The organism is Patescibacteria group bacterium, assembly GCA_041650995.1.
Taxonomy (GTDB): domain Bacteria; phylum Patescibacteriota; class Patescibacteriia; order XYB2-FULL-38-15; family XYB2-FULL-38-15; genus JAHIRI01.
Genome location: JBAZJZ010000001.1, coordinates 450,658 through 475,791, shown reverse-complemented (window position 1 = coordinate 475,791; position 25,134 = coordinate 450,658). Strand labels below are relative to the sequence as shown.

Annotated in this window: 21 protein-coding genes and 3 tRNA genes; 17 read left to right on the top strand and 7 right to left on the bottom strand. The window is 41.4% G+C overall.

Annotated features, from left to right (window positions below; translation table 11 throughout):
• The 13 genes from WC445_02655 (at position 1) to recG (ending at position 11,644) form a co-directional block, all read left to right on the top strand.
• Entirely contained in the window at positions 1-1,086 is a 1,086-nt protein-coding gene (locus WC445_02655; protein ID MFA5128848.1) for a hypothetical protein, read from the top strand.
• Positions 1,087-1,094: 8 nt separating this feature from the next.
• Entirely contained in the window at positions 1,095-2,333 is a 1,239-nt protein-coding gene (locus WC445_02650) for a hypothetical protein (protein ID MFA5128847.1), read from the top strand.
• Positions 2,334-2,353: 20 nt separating this feature from the next.
• Complete coding sequence (locus WC445_02645) at positions 2,354-3,934, top strand: hypothetical protein (protein ID MFA5128846.1); 1,581 nt, start codon at positions 2,354-2,356, stop codon at positions 3,932-3,934.
• An 85-nt stretch (positions 3,935-4,019) separates the two neighbouring features.
• Positions 4,020-4,445 (top strand): PrgI family protein, encoded by a 426-nt coding sequence (locus WC445_02640; GenBank protein ID MFA5128845.1) that lies wholly within the window; start codon positions 4,020-4,022, stop codon positions 4,443-4,445.
• An 8-nt stretch (positions 4,446-4,453) separates the two neighbouring features.
• Entirely contained in the window at positions 4,454-5,131 is a 678-nt protein-coding gene (locus WC445_02635; GenBank protein MFA5128844.1) for a hypothetical protein, read from the top strand.
• A gap of 25 nt (positions 5,132-5,156) precedes the next feature.
• The gene (locus tag WC445_02630) at positions 5,157-7,064 is read left to right on the top strand and encodes a DUF87 domain-containing protein (GenBank protein MFA5128843.1); all 1,908 of its coding nucleotides are present in this window, start codon (positions 5,157-5,159) and stop codon (positions 7,062-7,064) included.
• 40 nt (positions 7,065-7,104) lie between these two features.
• A complete protein-coding gene (locus WC445_02625; GenBank protein ID MFA5128842.1) occupies positions 7,105-7,701 on the top strand; it encodes a hypothetical protein in 597 nt (198 codons plus the stop codon).
• Positions 7,702-7,738: 37 nt separating this feature from the next.
• The gene (locus WC445_02620) at positions 7,739-8,392 is read left to right on the top strand and encodes a ComF family protein (protein ID MFA5128841.1); all 654 of its coding nucleotides are present in this window, start codon (positions 7,739-7,741) and stop codon (positions 8,390-8,392) included.
• 41 nt (positions 8,393-8,433) lie between these two features.
• A tRNA-Ser gene (locus WC445_02615) sits at positions 8,434-8,523 on the top strand.
• 11 nt (positions 8,524-8,534) lie between these two features.
• A tRNA-Ser gene (locus tag WC445_02610) sits at positions 8,535-8,625 on the top strand.
• Between the two features lie 154 nt (positions 8,626-8,779).
• The gene (locus WC445_02605; GenBank protein ID MFA5128840.1) at positions 8,780-9,274 is read left to right on the top strand and encodes a hypothetical protein; all 495 of its coding nucleotides are present in this window, start codon (positions 8,780-8,782) and stop codon (positions 9,272-9,274) included.
• Positions 9,275-9,490: 216 nt separating this feature from the next.
• Positions 9,491-9,562: transfer RNA gene (locus WC445_02600), tRNA-Arg, on the top strand.
• A 33-nt stretch (positions 9,563-9,595) separates the two neighbouring features.
• Positions 9,596-11,644, top strand: coding sequence for an ATP-dependent DNA helicase RecG (gene recG, locus WC445_02595; GenBank protein MFA5128839.1), 2,049 nt, complete (start codon positions 9,596-9,598; stop codon positions 11,642-11,644).
• Between the two features lies 1 nt (position 11,645).
• Here the strand turns inward: recG and WC445_02590 are convergent, their stop codons facing one another.
• The 7 genes from WC445_02590 to WC445_02560 form a co-directional block, all read right to left on the bottom strand.
• Entirely contained in the window at positions 11,646-12,239 is a 594-nt protein-coding gene (locus tag WC445_02590) for a DNA-3-methyladenine glycosylase (GenBank protein ID MFA5128838.1), read from the bottom strand.
• Positions 12,226-13,608, bottom strand: coding sequence for a DNA repair protein RadA (gene radA / locus WC445_02585; GenBank protein MFA5128837.1), 1,383 nt, complete (start codon positions 13,606-13,608; stop codon positions 12,226-12,228). The genes WC445_02590 and radA overlap by 14 nt, the downstream gene beginning before the upstream one ends.
• A 19-nt stretch (positions 13,609-13,627) precedes the next feature.
• The gene (locus WC445_02580) at positions 13,628-15,331 is read right to left on the bottom strand and encodes a pilin (GenBank protein ID MFA5128836.1); all 1,704 of its coding nucleotides are present in this window, start codon (positions 15,329-15,331) and stop codon (positions 13,628-13,630) included.
• Positions 15,332-15,348: 17 nt separating this feature from the next.
• Complete coding sequence (locus WC445_02575; GenBank protein MFA5128835.1) at positions 15,349-17,592, bottom strand: GDSL-type esterase/lipase family protein; 2,244 nt, start codon at positions 17,590-17,592, stop codon at positions 15,349-15,351.
• A 33-nt stretch (positions 17,593-17,625) separates the two neighbouring features.
• Positions 17,626-18,873, bottom strand: a complete 1,248-nt coding sequence (locus WC445_02570) for a hypothetical protein (protein ID MFA5128834.1) — start codon at positions 18,871-18,873, stop codon at positions 17,626-17,628.
• Positions 18,874-18,915: 42 nt separating this feature from the next.
• On the bottom strand, positions 18,916-19,812 hold the full coding sequence (locus WC445_02565) for a M48 family metallopeptidase (protein ID MFA5128833.1): 897 nt from the start codon (positions 19,810-19,812) through the stop codon (positions 18,916-18,918).
• Positions 19,813-19,921: 109 nt separating this feature from the next.
• Complete coding sequence (locus WC445_02560; GenBank protein MFA5128832.1) at positions 19,922-20,485, bottom strand: LemA family protein; 564 nt, start codon at positions 20,483-20,485, stop codon at positions 19,922-19,924.
• 144 nt (positions 20,486-20,629) lie between these two features.
• Here WC445_02560 and WC445_02555 point away from each other — a divergent pair, with 144 nt between their 5' ends.
• The 4 genes from WC445_02555 (at position 20,630) to pheS (ending at position 25,056) form a co-directional block, all read left to right on the top strand.
• On the top strand, positions 20,630-21,979 hold the full coding sequence (locus WC445_02555; protein MFA5128831.1) for a phosphomannomutase/phosphoglucomutase: 1,350 nt from the start codon (positions 20,630-20,632) through the stop codon (positions 21,977-21,979).
• Between the two features lies 1 nt (position 21,980).
• A complete protein-coding gene (gene murI / locus WC445_02550) occupies positions 21,981-22,766 on the top strand; it encodes a glutamate racemase (GenBank protein ID MFA5128830.1) in 786 nt (261 codons plus the stop codon).
• Between the two features lie 150 nt (positions 22,767-22,916).
• The gene (gene rseP / locus WC445_02545; protein ID MFA5128829.1) at positions 22,917-24,026 is read left to right on the top strand and encodes an RIP metalloprotease RseP; all 1,110 of its coding nucleotides are present in this window, start codon (positions 22,917-22,919) and stop codon (positions 24,024-24,026) included.
• A gap of 4 nt (positions 24,027-24,030) precedes the next feature.
• The gene (pheS, locus tag WC445_02540) at positions 24,031-25,056 is read left to right on the top strand and encodes a phenylalanine--tRNA ligase subunit alpha (protein ID MFA5128828.1); all 1,026 of its coding nucleotides are present in this window, start codon (positions 24,031-24,033) and stop codon (positions 25,054-25,056) included.
• Positions 25,057-25,134: the final 78 nt, after the last annotated feature.

Below are 25,134 nucleotides of genomic sequence, written 5' to 3'. Positions count from 1 at the left end.
ATGGCTGGTATAAACACAATTAAAGAAATGGAAGACCAAATTAAATCTCTACCTCCGGGAAAGGAGAGAGATTTTTTTACAAAAGTTTTGGAAGAAGCAAAGATATTTGAAAAAATGTCAGAAGCAGAAGTTACCGCAGAACTGAAAAAAACAGAAGAAGAAGCGGCTTTGGCCGAGGAGCAACTGAAAATTTTGAAAATGAATGAGGAGGAAAGAAAGGCGGAGCTGGCGCGTCGGAAAGACGAAGCTAAAAAACAAAAAGAAACAGCGGAAAAAGAATGGGAGGAAACAATGGCGGCCATCGCCCCGATTTTAATTGAAGAAGATGTAGCAAGAAGAGAAAACGAAGCGAGAGCAGATAAAACAATTTCTGGAACAAAGACAGAAGAACTTTTGGAAAATTTAAAATCATTTTTGGCAAAAAACGATTTGGCCGGAGTCGGCGCGGTATTGAAAAAAATCGCTGTGACAGGAGATATGGGAGGAATTTTAAATTTCTACGGTTATCCGTCGAGTGTTTCGGGCATGCATCAATTTTTTAATGAAATGATTATTGGCGACCGACCGATTTCGGGTGAAAAAGCTTATGATAATTTATTATTTCAGCAAAAAGTTTATGCTTTAGAGCAGGAAATTTCTTCGCTTGCCGCGAATCAAAATAATTGGGCATTAGCTTTTTCTGTCGGGAGAAAAGCGAGAATTTGGCATGAGCTTGAAGAGAAAGATCATTTGGCCGCCGTGCTTTGGGTAGTTCAAAAAATTAGACCGGAAGTCGCGGCGCGGCATTTTGGCCCGGCTGCTTACGGATATTTTACGCCGCGCGAAAAAGGAAATTTGGCCGCGGGCGATTTTAAGCTTGGCTTGGAGGGAAAATTAATTCTCACGCTTCACGCCAAAGTTTTTGAAAAACAATTAGCGCAAAATAATTTTAATCCTGCTGCCGCGGCGGTTTTAGCAAAATCTGAGAAAGAATTAGTGAGCTTGGGTTTGTCTGAATCATTTGTCGCGGCTCTCAAAAAATATCTTGATGAAATAAAAAATAAACCGGAAGGAGCGGATGAAGTTTGGCAGGAAGTGCAAAAATAATTTTTTTTATGATTGATTTCAATAGTCCAAAAATTCTTGAAGCAATAAAATGGCGCGCGGAGCGGGCTATCACTTTTGATTTGGTTCGTGAAGCGCGGGCTTTGGTTGATTTTTTGGAAAAAAATTTATCATCGAGCGCAATAGAGCAGCCGGAGGATGAATTGACTTATCAAGAAGTATTTATAAAAGCAAAGTTTATCGCCCTTCCAACGCTTGATGCGGAGGAAATAATTAATCTTTTGCAAGAAAATTTTACTTTAATTTTTGAAATTCCTGATTATGATCTTTGGAGAAAAATAAAAACGAAATTAATAGCTATAGCAAAATTTGAAGATAGAGATAATTTTAAAAAGAAAATTGGCGCGGCGTTTTCCGCCAATGAAGAATCTTTGACTGGTAGCGGGGTTGTTTTGGGTGGCGCGGAAGTTAAGGGAACAATAAAAGCTTGGTTAGCGGACGCTCGCCAGACTTTGGGTTCGGGAAAAGTGGAAATTGTGCAATTATCGCAATATTTAATCAATAGCGCGAACACAAAAAAATTGAGTGAAGAAGACCGGCGCAAGGTTGATTATCTTTTAAAATTTTACGAAAAAACAAAAGAATCATCCATCGAGTTCGGGGGAATGGAGGAAGTAATGATTTTTGAAGTGGACGGCGCGCTTGACGCTTATGAAGAGGGGATAACCGAGAGAATTGGAAAAGAAATAAGAGATAAAGTCGTTGAGCTCCAGAGCATTGAAACTACGACTGATATTAAAGATGAGGTTCAAGCTAAATATAGGGGAAATGAAACAGAAGAGAAAAAAATTGCAGCGGAAATGAAAAAAATTCAGAAAGCCACGGGCGGAGATTTTAAAAAAATGGTTGACGCCCTACTTCACGCTATTCCCGGTCCTGGGCGGGCGGCGAATCGAATCCAGCTCGCAGCGATTTTAAAAGTTTTAGCTGAAGAAGGAAAGTTGGAAAAATTATTGGATGATAAAAGGTTTGGCGAGATGGTGACCTCCTATCTTAAAAAAATGGGTCGGTCCTCGGAGTTGAGTGGTTTTAAAACAAATCCGCGGGCGGCGCAATACGTGAGCGTTCTTTTGCAATATCTCCTAAAGGATGTCGCGGGAATGACAAATGACGATTCAGGCCGCCTCGGCATGCAAATTTTTAATGCTTTGGCTAAAAAAGGAGCGGGAGAAAAATATCAAGGAATAGTTTACTTCGATTTGGAGAAAAAAGAATTTGATTGGAGTTAATAAAAATTAAATATTTTGGCATGGCCGATTTTGGAGATGAAATTATCATTAAAGACCCAACCGGCAAGTTTAAAATTTTACGAGGCGGCAAACTTTATGATTTGGCGGAAAAGCCAAAAGCTCGAGCCGCGGTGCCAGTATCAAAATTGGCAGAGGAAGTTTTAGGGAAGAGTGGCCTTGTTTTGGCAGAAGATTTAAAAGAAAGATTTACGGAAATTGTTGAAGCGTACTCGAGAGACATTCGAGATAAATTTGAAACTAAAAGCGCGTTAGCGAAGCAAGTTGATCAAGGAGGACTCGGAATTTTACCAGAGCAGGCAGACTTGGTTATTAAATTAATTGGAACTGTAAAACCGCGAGAATCAACGTCGGTCGAAGCGGAGAAAAAACGCATTCCCGCCGGGAGAGAGCCATTGCCGGCAAGGGGCATGATCAAAGAAAGGGTCCCGGAGCCAGCCAAGAAGCCAATGTCGGCTTTGCCGCCCGGAGTGGCGGAATTTGTTTTTTCCCCAACCGATGAGGCGGAAATTTTAGCGGCGAAAGATAGATTGCCAAAAATTTCTCTTGGCACCAAACCAGCTGAAACAAATAAAATTATTAAAGAAATTATTGCGGCGAGCGGAGTGTCGTTATCCGAGGAAGCGCGTCAAAAATTGGAAAGAATTTTATTGACTCATTTTAAAGATATTCGCGACGGTTTTGAAACTAAAGAAACTTTGAGTGGAGCGGCTGGTCCGGCAGGAATTCCGTTGACGTCAGGGGAAGTGGAAAAAATTCTCGTTTTGGCGCGCAAGAGATTTCAGCAATTGGGAGATAAGATAAAAGAAACAGAGCTTCAGAAAATAAAAATAGCCACAGATGAAGAGAAAATAAAATTAGGAGAGGTTAAAGAAAAAACAATTAATGAAATAAAAAATAAAATGGATGTCCGCTGGCGGGAAATTACAAGAAAGGCATCGCCGCCGTCCATGGAAGTGCCAGAAGAGTTAGTCGCGCCGCCCATTGGCGTGCAGGTAAAAGCGGTCGGAGAGCTTCCTAAAATATCCAAAGCTCCTCCGCCGTCTATTGCGGAAAACCTCCCCGCGCCGCCTTCTACTCAAAAAGAATCGTTGGGTATATCTCCTCGTCCATCAAAAACACCGTTTGATTTGCCAGAAGAAGAAAAACCAAAACCGCTTCAGATTTTTAAACCCGTTTCTCCGCAACAGCAGATGCGAAGGCCAATCCCTCCAAGAGATAATCGGCCGCGGCTTGATGACGTAAAATACGTGCCGAAACTTGTTGGCCCCGTCGAAGAACTTCGAGAGATGACTTTAGTTGATTGGAGACGGCTTTCTCCCGACCCTGTTTTAGCCGCGGCGAAAGTTAAGGAGAAAATAGAGCTTCTGGAAAGAGAAACGTTTGCTAAAAGAATAGCTGGCATTAAGGCCTGGCAAGAATCGGAAGTTAATAAAATTTATCTTGAAATTGGCCGTGAAAGTCTGCAAAAAGGATTGCCTGTGGATAAGATCATTTCCAGTCGTCAGGCAGCGGGTCAACTGATACTTACTGTTGAAGAATATAAGGCGATAATGGAGCTAAACCGCGCTTTGAGGTATTAAAGAAAAATGATATAATAAAGTTAATAGTAAACACATTGTTAAATTGCTAAATGATTAAATTGTTAACAATGTGGCAAGGTAATGTATGCAGCAGTTTGTCATCCCTCAATTTATTGACGTGGAAGATAAAATAATCGGGCCAATTACTTCCCGTCAGTTTATCATTCTTTTAGCCGTAACGATTATTTTATTTATTGCCTATAAACTTCTTACTTTTTTTTATTTTTTAGCTTTCGGTATTCCTGTTTTTGGGTTAGGCATAGTATTGGCTTTCATTAAAGTTAATGGCCAGCCATTTCATTTTTTTCTTCTAAATCTTATCCAAACTACGCGCCGACCCAAATTAAGAGTTTGGAATAAAGAATCAACTGCAGACGAACTGAGGCAATTTTTAAAAAAAGAAGAAGTTAAAATAATCCCACCGAGGCCGGTTAAAGAACGCATGGTGGCTACAAAATTGGCGGAATTATCATTAATTGTAAATACGGGCGGAGTATATAAAGGCGAATAAATTATTTTATGCAGTCGAAAAAACTTGCCGGGGCGAAAGCGGGGGTAGCAAGCCGCGCGCGTCTCGACATCGCTGAAATCAGAGAAGACAGCGTTATTTTGAAAGACGGAACCCTGCGCGCCGTGCTTTTAGTTTCAAGTATCAATTTTGCCTTAAAGTCGGAAGATGAACAGAACGCCATTATTGCGGCGTATGTTTCTTTTTTAAACGCCCTGGAATTTCCCTTGCAGATTGTTATTCAATCAAGAAAGTTAAATATTGACGGATATTTAGAAAAATTAAAGCAAGCGGAAAAAGAACAGACAAATGAATTACTCAAAATTCAAATTGCCGATTATCGTGAATATGTTAGAGAGTTAGTGGAAATGGGTGATATTATGAGTAAACGTTTTTATGTTACCGTTCCATACGATCCGCTATCAGATAAAAGAAAAGGATTCTGGTCAAGGTTTAGTGAGGTTTTGCGACCGGGTGCGGTTTTGCGCCTTGGTTCGGAAACCTTTAAACGTCGTCGGAGAGATCTTTTTGCCCGCGTTGAACATGTCCAGATGTTGCTTTCAGGGATGGGCCTCACTTCCGTTATATTGGACACGCAGAGCTTGATTGAACTTTATTATAATATTTATAATCCAGAGCTTGCCGAGACGGAAAAATTAGCGGATGTGGATAAAATCCAAGTGGAATAATAAATTAATAACTATCTAATTGATCATGGCTTTTAAACCAGCCGCAGCAATTCAGCGGAAAAAAACTGCCGCGCCGCCGCCCGTTTCTCCAGAAGAGCAGAAGCGTCGCTTAGAAGAAGAAAAAATCGTCCTGGAAGAAGAAAGAATTTACCGTAAGGGCGTTGTATCTGTCCAGGATTTGATCGCTCCGGCATCAATGAAAGTGGAGTCGTCGCACATTTTACTTGGCGATAAATTCGTCAGGACTATATTTGTTATTACTTATCCTCGTTATATCAGCGTTGGTTGGTTTACGCCGATTATTAATTTAAATACGACCGTTGACGTGGGAATGTTTTTTTACCCGGTTAAGGCAGAAATAATTTTGAAACAATTAAAGAAGAAAGCCGGAGCGCTTGAAGCGCAAATTTTATCCGACGCCGAAAAAGGCGCGCCGCGCGATCCATTACGCGAAACGGCGCTTCGGGACATTGAACAATTACGCGACGATTTAACACAGGGAATTGAACATTTTTTCCAATTTGCTCTTTACGTCACAATTTATGCCGGGAGCAAAGAAGAATTGGACAAAGTTTCCGAAGAAATTGAATCAATCTTCGGTTCAAAATTAATTTACACCAAACGAGTTTTTTATCAGGCGGAACAAGGATTTAATTCAACTCTGCCACTCGGCAATGACGAATTAATGATTACCTTTAACATGAATTCGTCGCCGATTGCTTCGTCTTTCCCCTTTATGTCGGCGGAGCTGACTTCTGATAATGGAATTCTTTACGGAATAAACCGTCACAATAACAGTCTAATTTTGTTTGATAGATTTTCTTTGCAAAATGCCAATGCCGTGGTATTCGCCACTTCCGGCGCGGGTAAAAGTTATGCCATCAAACTAGAAGTACTGCGCTCCTTGATGATGGGCGTGGAGGTCCTTGTCATTGATCCGGAAATGGAATATAAACATCTTTCCGACGCGGTGGGCGGGGCTTATGTCAATATTTCCCTGGCTTCGGAATCAAAAATTAATCCATTTGATTTGCCGCGGCCGGTTGGAGAAGAGGTGAGCGCGGAAGATATTATCAGAAGCGCGGTGATTACCCTAAAAGGTCTTTTGCGGTTAATGCTTGCGCGGCCGGGCGAAGGCGGCAGACTTATTTTTTCTCCGGAAGAAGATTCTATTTTAGATCGGGCTTTAATTGAAACTTACGCGAAAAAAGATATTACGGCCGATACGGATTTAAAAATGGGAATTGATCCGCCGGTAATGAAAGATTTGCAAAATATTTTAGAAGGTATGACTGGCGCGGAAAGCTTGGTTGAACGGCTTAGAAAATTTACCGAAGGAACTTTTTCCGGTCTCTTAAATTCGCCCACCACGATCGACGTTAAAAATCCTTTAGTAATTTTTTCCGTGCGCGATTTAGAAGATGAATTGCGGCCGATCGCTATTTACAACGTCGTCAATTTTATTTGGAATGTCGTCCGTTCAGAAAGAAAGAAGAGAGTTCTTGTGGTTGATGAGGCCTGGTGGCTGATGCAGCACGAAGACAGCGCGAAATTTATTTTTGCCTTGGTTAAGCGTTGCCGCAAATATTATTTAGGAGTTACGACTATTACCCAAGACGTCAACGACTTTTTGACTTCGCCGTACGGTCAGGCGATTGTGACAAACTCGTCCCTTCAATTACTCCTGAAACAATCTCCAGCTTCCATTGATTTGATACAAAAAACCTTTTTATTAACTCAAGGAGAAAAATATCTGCTTCTGGAGTGTGGAGTTGGAGAAGGGATTTTCTTTGCTGGCGCCAAACACGCGGCAATTAAAGTAGTTGCTTCATATTCCGAGGATCAATTGATTACTTCCGATCCAAGGCAACTTCTGGAAATTGAAGCCGCAAAAAAAGAATTTGATGAAAAAATGGCCACAGAAGGCAAATAAGGATGTTTCTTAATTGATAACTGTTAATTATAAAAATATTATGTCTCGGAAACAAAAAATTTTAATTGTGATTGTTGGCATTTTAGTTATTTTAGCTTTATTTTATTGGCTTTTTTTAAGAGAAAATTTCGCGCCGCAATCTCCGACAACAAAAACGAATGTCAATGTTGTGGCCTTACCGCCGATTGCGTTGCCCAATAGCACGACTGTTAGCGCTACCGTCCCGGAGGCTTCCGCAGAAGAAAAATTAAGATCGTCCATCTCGCGTCTAGCCGCAGCTTTTGCAGAAAGATACGGCAGTTACTCAAATCAGGGAAATTTTGAAAATCTTCTGGATTTGGAATCTTTAATGACAGAAAAGATGTGGGTCGAAACAGATAATTTTATACAACAGAATAAAATATCATCCGGCGATAGCTCAGCTTATTTTGGAATAACCACCAAAGCTATTTCCGTAAATATAGTATCAATTGACGAAGGGTCTGGCATGGCAGAAATTACGGTCGGGACTCAGCGTCGAGAATCGTCCGGAAGCATGGCGGACAGCTCAACTATAAATTATGAAGATTTGGAATTGATTTTTAAAAAAGTGAACGGCGAATGGAAGGTTGACGAAGCAAAATGGGTGCAGCAATAATTGTTGGTTAATAATTTTAACAATCCGTGGAGGGGAAATGATTTTTGGATTGGCTCGAGTCAAAAAGTTTATTTTTGATATTATTTTTCCGATCGAGTGTTTGGGTTGCGGGAGAGAAGGAGAGTGGCTCTGTGAAAGTTGTTTTGAAAAAATAATGCCAGACATACATTTTACTCGTGGTGAAAATTTAGATAAAATTATTACTCTCTATTCTTACAATAACGGGGTTATAAAAAATTTGATTCATGGGATGAAATATAGATTTGTGGAAGAGTTAGCTCTGCCGATTGGCGCACTTTTATTTAGAGAATTGAAAAAAGTTGAGGGGCAGGTGGGGAAACCTGATTTTATTACACCGATTCCTTTGCACAAAAAAAGATTACTGGAAAGAGGATTTAACCAGTCCGAATTGCTTGCTTTAAAAATTTCAGAATATTTTGGTTGCTCCGTGGAAAAAGATGTTATAGCGCGTTCTAGGCTGACCGCGTCGCAGGTTAGTTTGGATGGGGCTGGGAGAAAAGAAAATATGAGAGAAGCTTTTTTAGCGGTTGATATATCAAAAATTTTAAATCAAAAAATCATTTTAATAGATGATGTCTTTACAACCGGTGCGACCATGGAAGCATGCGCGAGGGTTTTGAAAAACGTCGGGGCAAGAGAAGTCTTGGGTTTAGCGTTGGCAAAGGGATAGACATTTTAAGAAAAAGATGATAAATTGATCCCATCTGGTATGGAGAGGTGGCAGAGTGGACTATTGCACCGGTCTTGAAAACCGGAGTCCTCGCAAGGGGACCGTGAGTTCGAATCTCACCCTCTCCGCCATGCCTTGAAGTGGAGAGGTGGCCGAGCGGCTGAAGGCAGCGGTTTGCTAAACCGTTATACGGTCGAAAGTCCGTATCGAGGGTTCGAATCCCTCCCTCTCCGTTTTTTGAAATTTGTCTTCAGGCAGATTTCAAAAAACCTGAGGGATCGGGAAGAAACCGCGCCCCGCAAGTCCTTTATGGGCGCTTGCGCACCGAGGGGCCTTCGAATCCCTCCCTCTCCGTTTTCTGTTTTATTTTGATTAGCTGATAAAAATATGTCCGAAGAAACAAAAAATGTAGAATATGGTGCAATTTTAGCCGGGTGGAAAATACCCGAATACACTAAGCACGAAAGAGGTCGTCACTGGTATCTTTGGGCGGGGATAGTGCTTGCGTTGCTTTTGTTGTACGCTATTTATACGTTAGATTTTCTTTTTGCGGTTATTTTGATTTTAGCAGCGGTAATTATTTTTATTCGGGCGCGCGAGGAGCCGATGGAAATCGATTTTAATATTTCTGAAAAGGGGATTGGCGTCGGAAAAAAATTTCATACTTGGAAAGATTTTGTTTGTTTTTACATTATTTACGAACCGCCGGAAGTAAAAAATTTGTATTTTAACTTAAAAGGTTTGAGGTCGAGATTATCAATTCCTCTCAACAACCAAAATCCAGTCAGAGTAAGAGAAATTCTTTTAAAGTATCTGGCGGAAAATTTGGATGAAGAGCGCGAACCATTATCCGAGGAATACGAAAGATTTTTAAAAATTTAATTGCATTTAAACTAAAAGACGAGCCTTGGCGGCTCGTTCTTTGATTGGATCACGTACAAAATTTGGTTCTAAGTAAATTGTCCGTAGGGTCCAGTGAAATTTTTGTAAGATCCAATGAACGTAGCGCTAAAAACCAGATTTTGTATGTGATGGACAAAAATCATCTTTTTTGTTTAAATAGATAAAGGCATTTTGTTTAGTTGAGATTATTTTTTTGCGCCCGTAGCTCAACGGATAGAGTACAAGCTTGCGGAGCTTGTGATCGAGGTTCGATTCCTCGCGGGCGCATAGAACTAATCTGAATTAAAAAGGATTATAAAAATGATTACCCTGGAAACGCCAGTGGAGAATCTGCTACGGGTTGGAAAGGCGACATCAAAAAAATTACAAAATTTAGGTCTCCGAACTGCCGAAGACCTTCTTTTTTATTTTCCTTTCCGGTATGAAGATTGGAGTAAAATTTTGCCGATCAGCCAGATGACTTATGGTTCAGCGGGGACTTGTCGGGGGACAGTGGAGTTAATAAAAAATACGAGAAGCTTTCATAAAAGAAAAAATATTACCGAAGCCCTGGTTTCTGATAATTCGGGGTCAATTAAAGTTGTTTGGTTTAACCAGCCATTTCTCACAAAAATTTTGAAAGTGGGAGATGAAATATTTTTGTCGGGCAAGGTTGATTTTGATCGTTTTGGAATACACTTAACTTCTCCATCATACGAAAAAGTTGGAGCGGTTGGGGAGGCGATTCATACGGCGAGAATTGTTCCGGTTTATGGCACAACGGAAAATTTAACCAATAAGCAATTAAGATTTTTAGTTAAATTAATCGCGCCATTGGCCCTTAAGATTCGTGATTGGCTGCCCGCGGAAATTAGAAAGGAATTTAGGCTGATTGATTTAAATCGGACTTTGAAGCAGATTCATTTTCCGGAAAGTGTTGATCTGGTAAAGGCTGCCCGCCATCGTCTTAAATTCAACGAATTGTTTTTAGTCCAGCTGCAAAATTTATTGCTAAAAAATAATTTACAAAAAAGTGTAGCGCCGAGGATTTCTTTCCAGGAGGAAAAAACAAAAAAATTTACTGCGGGCCTGCCCTTTAAATTAACTAATGGTCAACGCCAGGCCGCTTGGGAAATTTTACAGGATATGGGGGCGGGGAAGCCGATGAATCGTCTTTTGGAAGGGGACGTTGGTTCTGGTAAAACGGTGGTGGCGGCAATAGCTATTTTGAATGTTTTTCTAAACGGGTACAGGACAATTTTAATGGCCCCGACGGAAATTTTAGCGAAACAGCATTTTAATACTTTTTGTAAATTGTTTAGTAATTTAAAAATTGGTTTGGTAACTCGTAGTGAAAAGAAAATAAATTGTGAGACAGAAAAAAATAATGATACGGAATTTATTATTAATAATTCAGATCTTATTATCGGCACGCACGCGTTGATTCAAGATGATGTTAAAATTGATAAGTTAGGTTTGGCGATTGTTGATGAACAGCACCGTTTTGGCGTAAAACAGCGGCAAGCCCTGAAAGGCGATAAAGAAAGTCCGCACTTCCTTTCCATGACCGCTACGCCGATTCCAAGAACAATGTCTTTAGTTTTTTACGGCGACTTGGATGTTTCAGTCATAAAGGAATTGCCAGTTGGACGAAAGAAAATTTTGACTAAAGTTGTGTCTCCGGAAAAAAGAAACGCGGCTTACAATTTTATCAGAAAAGAAATAAAAGATAGTCGGCAAGTTTTTGTGATTTGTCCGTTAATTGATCAATCCGACAAGTTAGGAGTTAAATCAGCGAAGGAAGAATATAAAAAGTTGAGCCAGGAAATTTTTCCGGAATTGAAAATAGGTCTTTTGCACGGAAAAATGAAATCAGAAGATAAAGAAAAAACAATGAGAGAATTTTTAGAAAATAAAATAAATATTTTGGTTTCCACGTCGGTTGTGGAAGTGGGTGTTGATGTTCCAAACGCGACAATTATGATGATTGAGGGGGCCGAGCGATTTGGCCTGGCCCAATTGCACCAGTTTCGGGGGAGAGTAGGCCGTTCAGATTTCCAGTCATATTGTTTTTTATTTTCGGATAGTGATAGTGAAGAAGCAGCTAGAAGATTACTCGTAATGACGACTTGTAATGATGGGTTTGCCCTGGCAGAGAAAGATTTAGAATTTCGCGGTCCTGGAGAAGTTTGGGGGGTTAGGCAATCGGGGATGCCGGACTTACAAATCGCGACACTCACGGATTACGCGATTATAAAAGAAGCTAAGGCGGCGGCGGAAAATTTTATAAAAAAAGATCCGGATTTGGTGAAATATCCGGACCTTCGTGATAAATTAGGTAATTTTTTAGAAAAAGTTCATCTGGAATAGTTTATATTTTCGAGACAAATGGGTTGCCCTTGATATAAAACCTCCAGGGTTTATTTTTATATTTTCCGGCGTAATCTACGCCGATTCTTTTCGCAGAAAAAATTTCAGATTTTTTTAATTTTACGCCGCGGTCTTCAATCCATAAAATATTTTTGGTAAGATCTAGCGCGTTTAATGTTTTATCAATTTTAAATGCCTGGCAAAGTTTTCCCGGGCCGTTAGTTAAATTAAAAGTAGGAGTATTTATCTTGCGGTTTTTTTTCATTAAATCAATACCCTCTGCCGGCTCTATGGCGCGGATTAAAACCGCGGCCGGGTAATTTTCTTTTTCCGTGACGATGTTAAAACAATAATTTAATCCGTAAACCAAATAAATATAAGCATGGCCGGGAGGGCCAAACATCGGTGCGGTGCGGGCTGTTTTTCCTCGGGAGGCGTGTGAAGCTAAATCACTCGGTCCGACATAGCCCTCGGTTTCCACAATTTTTCCGGCGATTATTTTATTGTCAATTTTTATAACTAAAAATTTACCCAGGATTTCCCGGGCAACTTTTAATGTTTTTCTATTATAAAAATCTTTTTTAATTTTCTTCATTTTTTTCTTCAGTGTTTTTTCCTTCAAGATGAAGATATCTTATTGCTTCGGCGATATTTTTTATTTTTGTAATTTTTATTTGTCCTTTAACCGGCTGTTTAAAATTCGGCGCCAGAATTTCTTTAAATCCCATTTTTTCCGCCTCATTTATTCTTTTTTCAATTTGGCCGGCAGCGCGGACTTCACCTCCCAAACCAACTTCGCCAAAAGCGAGCATTTCGCGCGGAAGAGGTTTGTTTTTAAAAGCTGATGCCACAGCGAGCACGACGGCTAAATCGCAGGCCGGTTCCTGGATTTTGTAGCCTCCAGCGACATTTAAATGAACGTCGTGCGTCCCCAAATTTATTCCCGCTCTTTTTCCTAAAACCGCGAGAAGTAACTGCAGCCGGTTTAAATCAAAACCGCCGGAACGGCGTTGCGGATATCCAAAATACGTGCGGGAAACAAGCGATTGAATTTCAACGAGCAATGGCCGCGAACCTTCAATGACGCAAGTCGTGGCCGAGCCGGCGATTTCCTCGTCACGTTCTTCAAGAAAAATTGCCGACGGATTTTTAACTTCCTGGAGACCGCCCGATTGCATTTCAAAAATTCCCACTTCGTCTGTTCCGCCAAATCTATTTTTTACGGTGCGCAGTAGCCTGTAAGCATGAAAGCGATCGCCTTCAAGATAGAGGACAGTATCAACCAAGTGTTCTAAAGTTTTTGGTCCGGCGACTTGGCCTTCTTTCGTAACATGGCCAATTATGAAAATCGGAATATTATTTTTTTTGGCGACTTCAAGAAGTTTTACGGTGCAGGCGCGGACTTGATTTACACTGCCAGCCTCGGAAGGAAGATCGGGAGTGGCCATTGTTTGGATTGAATCAATTATCGCCATGACAGGTTTTAATTTTTCTATAGTTCGGCAAATCATATCAATATTTGTTTCACCCAAAAATTGGAGTGAACTAGTTTTTAACGCTAGTCGGTCCAGACGCATTTTTATTTGTTCGGCAGATTCTTCGCCGGAAACATAAAGAGTGTTTCCATTTTTTGCGACCGCAGCCATTTGCGCCACAAGCGTAGATTTTCCGATTCCCGGTTCGCCGCCTAGAAGTATGAGCGATCCAGGAACAATCCCGCCGCCCAAAACTTGATCCAGTTCATTAATGCCGGTTTTAATCCGCGCAAAATCTTTTCCCGTAACCTCATTAAAATTGATAACTCTGCCCATTGGCATTTTTTCCGATTCTCGTGTTTTCTGGTTTTCAGATTTCATTACTTCCGCCAAGGTTCCCCATGCACCGCATTCCAAACACCGCCCAGCCCACTTAGTGGATTGAGCTCCGCATTTGGAACACTCGTAAATTAGAGATTTTATGGGCATCCTTTTATTTTAGTAAGATTTATTGAGCTTTATAAACCCTTACGAGAGGATATGGGTTAGGACAGGTACTTTTTATACACCAAGCATGTTCCCACGGAACTCTTCCGGCGGCACCATTAATCGTGTATGCCTTTCCCTCAGAAGCCCACCCTAAGAAAATTGCTGTATGATTGCCTGGCGGATCGGAATTAGCGTTGAAAATCACAAATGAATCGCCTATCTCTAAATCGTTTGCCCAGCAGTCCGGCCATGTTGTGGCGCAACCCCTACTTCCCGAGATTTCATTTTTTAATTTATCGTAGACGGTTTTTTTCTTTTCTGCGGTCGGAATGCTTCTAGCTTCGGAAAGACAAGGAGCTTCTCTGGGGGAAACACAAATATTACTTACGCCAGGACGATCCCCACAATTTAGTTTACATAAGAATTTCATTTGATCTCCAGTAATTTCATGAAGAGAACTTCCTCTACCGGAGATTCCGGCTAGAGCATTAATATTTTCACTAAATTTTCCACAGCTTCCGAGTGTTACTCCGCATTTTAAAGCTGCTTGGGCAAGTTGCACAACTTTCTCTCTTGGGGTTACCCCTGTTATTACAGTCATTATTTTTTGTTTAAATTCTTGTGCGCGAGGATTATTCGGTCCCTCGCCTTCGACATGGGGGGCGCTAAGGTCAATTGGGCAGTCAGGAAACGATTGCGGGGCAGGTCTATTCGACTCAGGATCTCCCGTGAAAGTCTCAGTTGTACTTAAAAGGTTACTTACAATTTCGTTGGTAGGGATTCTTTCAACATACTTTACCTTCAACGACTCAAACCCCACCAAATTAGGGTTTATGACATAAAGCAACATGTAGGAAGTCAGGGCAATAACCAAGCCAACCAAAGAACTTTCAATAAAGCTTTTTGCCGTGGAAACTCTTTCAGCCGACCCCCCGGCTGTTAGCCAGAGAAGACCTCCAACTACAATCATAATCCCAGCTAAAACTCCTACTATTCCAATCGCGTATTTATAAATTGCAGCAATGTATTGGCCAATCCAAGGAATCCAGAGATATCTGTTTGGTGCCTCTCCCTGAAGAGTCAGATCTGTGAATTCAGAAAAACTCGGAAGGGTGGGCAGGGGAATTTCTAGACTTGGAGTTATGGAGTCAAATTGATAGGGGGAAGTGGTCGAAGAGGTGGTCGCTGCAATAGCTGTCGCTTCACAAGTTGTTTTTGTTTCGTCGCAGCAGAGAGTGTCCATAATTGTGCCGCAAGTGACTGAGCAGAGCACTGTACTATCAGCACAAAGACTTCGGCATTCACTCTCTGAAGGAGTTAGTCTCTCCCAGGCGTCATCAAGCGTTGAGCCGTCTGGTCTTCTTGGTGTAAATTTGCAATTAACTGTTAGAATTGGATTAATAACCGGGCCGCATGTTGTGCGAGCAGGATCACAGCCAGTTGGTTTTTCGAATAAGCCGCCGCTCCACCCTCCAGCGCAGTCGAATTTTAAGCCGGTAGGCGACTCACTACTGCATTTTGCCAAACATTCTGCTTCCTCCATTTCTCTACTCCATGGTTGGTGGTTGGCGTCAGTACCCTCAAAGTAAATGATTTTTCCGCTGCTGTCCCTTGGGATGTATTCGCAGGGGACTTCTACCGCTGAAGTTGTCTCATAAAAAAATATAAATAAAAAAGGAATTAAAAAAATAAGCAGGAAAATTTTGCGGCGGTATTTTATCATATTTTTAATTTAATCTCTCACCTGCAGGCTCCTGCGTTAACAATGATTTCACCCAATTTTCTTGAACCAGCGGCGTTAGGATGCAAATGATCTCCAGGATCATAAATACTTTTTAGTTTTGCCGAATCGCTTGAATCTCCGAATTCAGCATAGGCGTTAACCTTCACGTCAGCTGACGAACCGAGAATCCAGCGATTAAGTGCTTCAGTATTTGTCTGTTTGGTGGTATCCCATCTCGAATAGTCTTTCCATGGTAAGACCGTGACAGCAGTTACTTTTATTCCGTCTGTTTTAGCTTCAGAATAAATAGCATTTAAATTAGTTTGAATTTGAGAAGAAGTTCTTCCGCTAGATAAATCATTAACTCCGCCCAGGATAATTAATCCGTCAAATCCTTTGCCTTTAACATTGTTTCTAAATTGTTCGAGCATCCAAGAAGTTTGTTGACCCACTTGCGCGAAAATTTCCATGGTTTTTCCTACGCAGTTGGATCGCAGGTAACTTTGATATTGAGTGCCATCAGCTGTTATTGAATCGCCAATAACAGCAATTTTTCCTTCACTAGTCGTGCTCGTCGCACTGGCTGGTTGGGGGCCAAGCGGACCGGGAGGAGGCGCCGCAAAAGTGCAAGCACTGCCACGGGGGACGCCATATTCTCCGGCTGGAGTGCATCCGGGCAGAAATTTTACTTTAAAAACACCACTTAATTTTTCCCCACCGATGGTAGTGAAAAAATCAAATCGCCTGCCTCTAATACCTGATCCCGTATCGGTAATTTGTAATATTTTTTTACTGCCATTTCGTAAAGTTATTTCAATTTTGCAGTCGCCAGAGCGATGGGAAGTGCAGTTGCAATCCGCAGCAACAGTTTCTCCCGGACGGTGGCGAAGCTGTCCGTCAGGCAGAGTATCGCTTGTTCCGCAATAGCTTGTATCTCGAGAAAAAGCTTTGCATGGCCACCAGCCGTTTCTCGCGCCGCCTTTGGCGAATACGCCACTTTTTGCGTAACATTTATATGATTGATCTTTCTCACCATTGGGGCAAGAACACTCCATTGCCACGGCGCAGAAGAAATCTTTCATAGAGTCGTTTAAAGGGGCACCTGTACTTTCATTTGAAGCGATGCCTGTATAACCAGAAGGATTACCGTAAGGAGCAGGAACATAATAAGAAGTGAAAAAAGCTTCAAATTCTTCGCCGCTTTCTGCGAGTCCATCGCAGCTTATAGCTCTGAAGGCCTGGGCAGATCCCGCACCACCTGAGGTGATTTCACCCCTTGCTTCCATTCCTCCTCCGCCCGCTTCGGGCGTTACCCTTTCAACATACTTTACCTTCAACGACTCAAACCCCACCAAATTAGGGTTTATGACATAAAGCAACATGTAGGAAGTCAGGGCAATAACCAAGCCAACCAAAGAACTTTCAATAAAGCTTTTTGCCGTGGAAACTCTTTCAGCCGACCCCCCGGCTGTTAGCCAGAGAAGACCTCCAACTACAATCATAATCCCAGCTAAAACTCCTACTATTCCAATCGCGTATTTATAAATTGCAGCAATGTATTGGCCAATCCAAGGAATCCAGAGATATCTGTTTGGTGCCTCTCCCTGAAGAGTCAGATCTGTGAATTCAGAAAAACTCGGAAGGGTGGGCAGGGGAATTTCTAGACTTGGAGTTATGGAGTCAAATTGATAGGGGGAAGTGGTCGAAGAGGTGGTCGCTGCAATAGCTGTCGCTTCACAAGTTGTTTTTGTTTCGTCGCAGCAGAGAGTGTCCATAATTGTGCCGCAAGTGACTGAGCAGAGCACTGTACTATCAGCACAAAGACTTCGGCATTCACTCTCTGAAGGAGTTAGTCTCTCCCAGGCGTCATCAAGCGTTGAGCCGTCTGGTCTTCTTGGTGTAAATTTGCAATTAACTGTTAGAATTGGATTAATAACCGGGCCGCATGTTGTGCGAGCAGGATCACAGCCAGTTGGTTTTTCGAATAAGCCGCCGCTCCACCCTCCAGCGCAGTCGAATTTTAAGCCGGTAGGCGACTCACTACTGCATTTTGCCAAACATTCTGCTTCCTCCATTTCTCTACTCCATGGTTGGTGGTTGGCGTCAGTACCCTCAAAGTAAATGATTTTTCCGCTGCTGTCCCTTGGGATGTATTCGCAGGGGACTTCTTTTGCTGAAACAGGATTAGAAAAAAATAAAAACGCGAAAGAAAAAAATATCAGGAGAACGCGATAAAAATCTTGGCGTTTTGTTTTTTTCATAATTATTTTAAAAATGTATTTAAGGTATTTTATTTATTGCAATTGGATACGTTCCAGCCGCCCGGTCTGACTGTTGGTAAAAGTTAAATATCGGCCGTCGGAGGTAACCGCGACGTTTTCCGCGGTAAAAGATCCATAAGGAACAGCGACAAGACTTCTGAGTCCTGTTGATAAATCTATTTTATAAAATGAATCAGGGACAGAGCTAAAAAGATCTGGTTGAAATCCGGCGCCAGTTTCCATTGCTTGTGGCACAGCACAGTAAACAGTTTCATTGTCAGCAAAAGTGCATTTGTCAGCCCAGGTGTTAACCGAAAGGCTTCTTCTGCCTGATCCGATATTATCTCCCTGCGCGCCGACGAGCCAGAGAACCGGTTTGTAATCTGACGCGGAATTATAAACGGAATAAAGAAGGCGATCGCCGGTTTTAGACCACTGCGACTGAAATCCTTGACCCTCAACAGTAAGACCTGGGAAATTTTCATGATTTTTCCCAACTAAAAGAATTTGTTGGCGTTCAAAGCCCATTGCTTGGCCGGTGCGAGAAGTGGCGATAACTTGATTATTAGGAGACCAATTTACCTCAACTTTATTCGCGTTATTGCCTAAAGGTTCAATGGCTTTTATTCCCGTACCGTCAGGGTCGGAAATAAAAAGCCAACGATTATCAGGGTCAATGCCCATGCTTTTTCCGGCAATCTGAGTTCCATCGGGAGAAAAACTAAAATCTTCCCAGTGTTGCGGAAGAGTGAATTGTTTTTCGGAAGTAAAATCATAAAGGATATTTGCTCCGTCAGGAAATTCCAAGATTGCTTTATCAGTTGTCGGCGCCCAACTTACTTTTTCCACATTTTGAAAAATTTTATCAGACAGTTTGACGGCATTTCCGTTTTCATCAACGCGGTAAAATTTTCCGTCAGCGGTATCATAGTAAGCAACATCTTTTCCGTTTGAAGCCAGTTTGGCGTTGGAGATGGGTTTATTAACTAGGGTGCCAACCCATGTTATGTCGCCTTTGGCCACTCGGGAAATTTCTGATGGCAATTGTGGCGGAGGGGTAAGAGATGGGGCCAAAATTTGAGTTGGAGTGGCAGAAACCTCAACCGGTGTTGGGGGACCTTCCAGCGCGCGGCCGAGCCCGCCGGGCGTGACAGCTTCATTGGTAATGGGGACGTTTGTAAGCGGCGGAGTCGGCCGGAAAAAAACATAATACATAAGAATGCCCATACCCAGCGTGATACTGACAAAAAGTACAACAACTAAAATTTTTTTCCAATCCATATTATGAAAGTTAAAAATTAAAAATGTAAAATTAAAAATTAATTACGCCATCGTGCGTAGTGCCTTGATCCTTTCTTCAGCCGGAGGATGAGTAGAAAATAATTTATGAAAAAATTTATTTTTTCTCCCCCCAAAAGGATTTGAAATATAGAGGTGGGCTGTGGCGTCGTTGGCTCTTGCCATTGGCTCGGTATACACGGAAATTTTTTCTAAAGCTCTGGCAAGCCCTTCGGGGTAACGCGTTAAAAGAGCACCATCGGCATCGGCCAAAAATTCCCGTTTTCTTGAAACTGCAAGCTGAATTAATTTAGAGATGAGTGGCGAAAGAATGGCGAGGACAATGCCGGCTAAAAGTAATATCACGCCAATTTGTCCGCTACCTTCGCGATCATCGCGCCTTCCTCCCAAAAAACGAAATCGCAGTAGCCAGTTGGAGAGAAGGGCCACGATTCCAACTAAAACAATCACAATCATCATCAGGCGGATATCATAATTTTTAATATGAGAAAGTTCGTGGGCAATAACTCCCTCTAGCTCTTCATTTTCCAGCCGTTCAATCAATCCGGTAGTTAGGGCGATGGAAGCGTGTTTCGGGTCGCGGCCGGTGGCAAATGCATTAGGCGCCGGATCGGGGATTAGATAAATTTTGGGCGTCGGGAGGCCCGCGGTTATGCAGAGATTTTCTACTAATCGATAAACGTAAGGGTTATCGATTTTCTGGATTGGGCCTTTCGCCCCGGCCGTCCAGAGCGCGACTTTATCGCCGCTATAAAAACTTATGAGCGCCATCGTAAGAGAAATTATTAAAGCTAAGATTAATACTCCATACGAGTCGCCGGTAAATTGTCCGAAAATCCAACCAAGAAAAACGACAAAAATAACAAAAAACGCGATTAACAAAAATGATTTTCGCTTATTAGAAACAATCTGTTTGTACATAATTAAAAACAGTAGGGGCTGTAATTACCCAGTTACTATTAGTTACTTAATTACCATCAAATAATTTGGTAATTGAGTAATTGAGTAATTTATTGCTTTCGTCGCGGAGCTAGAAACTGACTTTTACTGCTTCTCTTTGCGCCGCCTCTTCTATTTCAAAAAATTGTTTTGATTTGAAACCAAATATACCGGCAATCATGTTGGTCGGGAATTTTTCTAGTTTGATATTGAAGTCGCGGACATTGCCGTTGTAAAAGCGGCGAGCGGCCTGGACTTTATTTTCCGTATCGGAAAGCTCATCTTGCAGTTGCAAGAAATTTTGCGAAGCTTTGAGATCGGGATAATTTTCCGCTACGGCAAAAAGTGTTTTTAATGTTCCGGCGAGCATATTTTCCGTTTTCGCGATCTCGGCCGGGTTTCCGCTTTTTTCCGCGTTAATAGCCGCGGCGCGGGCCAAAGTTACTTTTTCAAAAACTTCTTTTTCGTGTCCAGCATATCCCTTGACTGTTTCCACAAGATTTGGAATCAAGTCATAGCGGCGTTTTAATTGGACATCAATGTCAGACCAGGCTTCATCCGTGCGGTTTCGGAGAGTAATTAGTCCGTTGTAAGTGGCGATGAGCCAAACGACGATTAGGCCCAGGACACCCAAGATTACCCAGTAAATAGCCATAGTTTACAATAAACGACTGGCGACAAACAACTAACGAAAATTCGTAAGTTGAAAGTTCGGCGTCGCAAGTTAAATTTGTCTTAATTCCTTTATTATTATATAATGAAAAAACACAAAAGTCAAAGTTATCTTTGAAGTTGTTTTATGTCCATAAATTCATCAATTTTTAAGGCTTACGATATCCGTGGAGTCTATCCACGGGATTTAAATGAAGAAACTGCTTATCTTGTGGGACGGGCGATGGTCGTAATTACCGGCGCTAAAACAATAGTAGTTGGTCATGATGCCCGTTTTTCGTCAGATTCTTTGATCCAAGCGGTTATGAAGGGCGTTACCGAACAAGGGGCAGATGCCATTAACATTGGCCTTGTTACGACGCCAATGCTGAATTTCGCCGTGGCTGAATATAAGGAACATGAAGCGGGGATTATGGTGACTGCTTCACATAATCCTAAAGATTATAATGGTTTAAAGTTGTGTTATGAGAATGCCCTGCCAATTGGCGAAAACACGGGCATGGCCGAGCTTAAAAAAATGGTGATAGAAGGAAAATTTCCCGAGGCCGCCACTCGCGGTAAAATAGCTAAAAAAGAAATTTTAGACGCTTATGTTAAAAAAGTTTTAAGTTTAGTTGATGCGGAAAAAATTAAACCTTTAAAAATTGTAGTTGATACCGCGAACGCCGTTGGTGTGATTCCATTGCCAGAAATTTTTAAAAAAATTCCGTGTAAAATAATTCCGTTATATTTTGAATTGGATGGAAGTTTTCCGAATCATGAAGCGAATCCGTTGAAAGAAGAAACTTTGGTTGATTTAAAAAAGAAAGTTTTGGAGGAGGGCGCGGACATGGGTGTGGCGATTGACGGTGACGCGGATCGAATTGGTTTTGTTGATGAAAAAGGAGAAACAGTTCGCGCCGATTTAATTCTGGCTTTAATTGCTCGGGAGTTGCTTCAAAAAAATCCAGGTGAATTGGTTCTTTATGATGTGCGTTCAAGCTTGGTGGTCCGCGAAGAAGTAGAGAATACGGGCGGTCGGGCGGAAATGTGCCGCGTTGGGCATGCTTTGATTAAAAAACAGATGTGGGATAATGGCGCGTTTTTTGCCGGAGAATTTTCTTCCCATTTTTATTATCGGGATTTTTATAATGTGGAATCTGGCGATTTGACAATGCTTAAATTATTGGAAATTATCAGCCAGTCTGGAAAAAGTTTTTCGGAAATTGTCGCGCCGCTTTCGCGATATTATCATTCTGGAGAAATAAATTTTGAAGTTAGAGATAAGACGAGAAAAATGAAAGAATTAGAAGAAAAATATGGTGCGGCAGCGAGCGAAATATCTCATCTCGATGGTGTTCGCCTTGATTTTTCCGATTGGTGGTTTAATGTTCGGCCGTCAAATACTGAGCCATTATTAAGATTGAATTTAGAAGCAAAAACAAAAGAATTAATGGAGGAAAAGAAAAAGGAATTAACGGAGATTATTGGCAAATAATATGATTGGCATTTTTGATTCAGGGGTTGGCGGGTTGACAGTCGTTCGGGAAATTTTTAAAGAATTACCAGATTACAAAATTATTTATTTCGGTGATACCGCGCGAACGCCGTATGGTACGAAAAGCAAAGAGACAATTATAAAATACGCGCGCGAAGACGCAAAATTTTTGTTGGATCATGGTGCGAAGATAATTGTTATCGCCTGCAATACCGCTTCAGCTTTCGCCGCGGAAATTTTAAGAAAAGAATTAAATGTTCCGGTTTTTGAAGTGATTATGCCGGCGGTTCGGGCGGCAATTTCTGCTACGCGCGGGAAAGCCGGAGTTATTGGTACGCGAGCCACAATTTCAAGCGGCGTTTATGAGGCAATGATAAAAAAAGAAAATATAAATATTCAAGTAGAAAGTCAGGCTTGTCCGTTGCTCGTGCCATTGGTTGAGGAAGCTTGGCTTAATCAGCCGGAAACAAAAAAAATTGTTAGAAAATATCTTCAGCCTCTCAAGAACAAACAAATTGATACTTTGATTTTAGGTTGCACTCATTATCCAGTTTTGAAAAATATTATTAAAACGAGAATTGGCCGAAAAGTTAAGTTAGTTGATTCCGCCGAGGAAGTTGTCCACGAACTGAAAAAATTTTTGATCAAAAATGATAGTGTGGAAAAGAGTTTAGGAAAAGATGGGGATCATAAATTTTTTGTTTCTGATCTTACGGCACAGGTGCCGCGGATTGCGGAAAAGTTACTCGGGAAAGTGGTGAAGTTTGAGAGGGCGGAAGTGGGATAAATAATGAAATCCCAAACCCAAAGCTCAAATGTCAAATCAAATCCAAAATCCAAAACCCAAAACAATTTTTAGTCATTTGAATTTTAGTCATTGATTTGAAATTTGGATTTTGACATTTGGATTTTATAAAGATAAAAATTTAAATTAACTATGCTTATCACCATAATCGTTTTCGTTCTAATTCTCGGCCTTCTCGTATTCGTTCACGAACTCGGCCATTTTGTCGCCGCGAGAAAAAACGGCGTGAAAGTTGAAGAGTTTGGTTTTGGATTTCCACCGCGTATTTTTGGAATAAAAAAAGGAGAAACAATTTATTCCATAAACTGGATACCGCTTGGAGGTTTTGTAAAAATTAAAGGTGAAGATGGTGAAAATAAAGAAGACGAAGACAGTTTTTCCCATAAAAAAATTTGGCGGCGCGCGGTAATTTTAAGTGCCGGAGTTTTGATGAATTTTGTTTTAGCTGCGGTTCTTTTATCAATCGGTTTTATGATTGGTTTGCCGCAGGTTATTAATGGAGAAAATGGCTATGCCAGAATCCGCGACGCCAGAGTCCAGGTTGTTCAGGTTTTGGAAGAAACGCCGGCGGCGGAAGTGGGGATCTTCCCTGGAGACACAATTTTAGAAATAGATGGTCAGAAAGTGGAAGATGTAGAATCTATGCAAAATTATCTTGCCGGAAAAATTGATGTGCCAATAAAATTTGTGCTGGAAAGAGACAGCCAGAAAATTGATAAGGAAATTAGCCCAACATTTTTGATCGAAACTGGGCGCGGCGGCATTGGCGTGGGGCTCTTAAAAACTGGAATTGTTTCGTATCCTTGGTATTTGTCTTTATGGAAAGGAGCAGAAAGCGCGGTTTTATTTACCGGCGAAGTAGCTGTCGCTTTTTATGAATTAATTAAAAATTTAATTGTCACGCAAAAAGTTTCCGTTGATCTTTCCGGCCCGGTTGGCATTGCCGTTTTGACCGGACAAGTGGCAAGAATGGGAATAATTTATCTTCTGCAATTCACGGCATTGCTTTCCATAAATTTGGCAGTGATAAATTTTTTACCTTTCCCGGCGTTGGATGGCGGAAGATTACTTTTCCTTCTGATTGAAAAAATTCGCCGTAAACCGGTTAGTCAAAAAATTGAAAATTTGGTTCACAATATCGGATTTGGTCTTTTAATGCTTTTAGTTTTGCTCGTTACTTATCGCGACGTTATAAAATTTAGCGATAAATTTGTGGGATTGTGGGATAAAATTATAAATTAACTTTATGTTGCAGGAACAACTTCAACAATTGAAAACAAAAGCGTTGGATGAAATTAAAAAAATCAGCGGAGAAAATCAACTGCAAAATTTTGAAATTAAATATCTTGGCCGAAAAGGGGAGTTGACTAAAATTCTGCGGACAGTCGGCGAATTACCAACGGAAGAGCGGGGGAAAGCCGGCGATCTTGCAAACCAAGTTAAGCAGGCACTCGCGAGCGAAATCGGGCGAGTAAAAAAAACATTTAGTGGAAAAGGAATAGGAGCGGTAGATGAAAAAGATTGGATTGATGTGACCGCTTCTAAGTTAAGTAACGGCTCTGGACACTTAAATCCAGTTTCAAAAGTTCAATATGAGCTGGAAGATATTTTTTCTTCAATGGGTTTTATGGTTTTAGACGGGCCGGAACTTGAGTCTGAGTATTATAATTTTGAGGCGTTAAATATTCCCGCATGGCATCCAGCGCGAGAAATGCAAGATACTTTTTATGTTGAAGGAGAGGGACTTTTAATGCGTACGCAGACTTCGCCGATGCAAGTCAGGGCTATGGAAAAATATGGCGCGCCGCTTCGGGCGATTGTGCCCGGCCGGTGCTTTAGAAACGAGGCGACCGACGCTCGTCACGAGCACACTTTTTATCAATTGGAAGGATTTATGATTGATAAAACTATTTCCTTCGCAAATTTAAAAGCGATTCTTGAAGTGACAGCCCAAAAATTATATGGAAAAGACACGCGCGTTCGGCTTAGGCCAAAATATTTCCCTTTTGTCGAGCCGGGCGTAAACGGCGAGGTAACTTGTTTTCTCTGCCATGGAAAAGGTTGCCGGCTTTGTAAAAATACCGGATGGCTTGAAATTTTCGGCGCCGGTCTAATCCATCCCAATGTTTTGAAGGCGGGCGGAATAAATCCGGAAAAATGGAGCGGTTTTGCTTTCGGTTTTGGATTGACACGGCTTGCGATGTTAAAATATGGCATTGATGATGTCAGACTATTTTGCGGAGGAGATATTAGATTTTTGCAACAATTTTGATTTTATTTACCAATTACTCAATTACCCGAGTACTTACTGATAAAAAAGTATAATTAGGTAATTAGTAATTAAGTAATT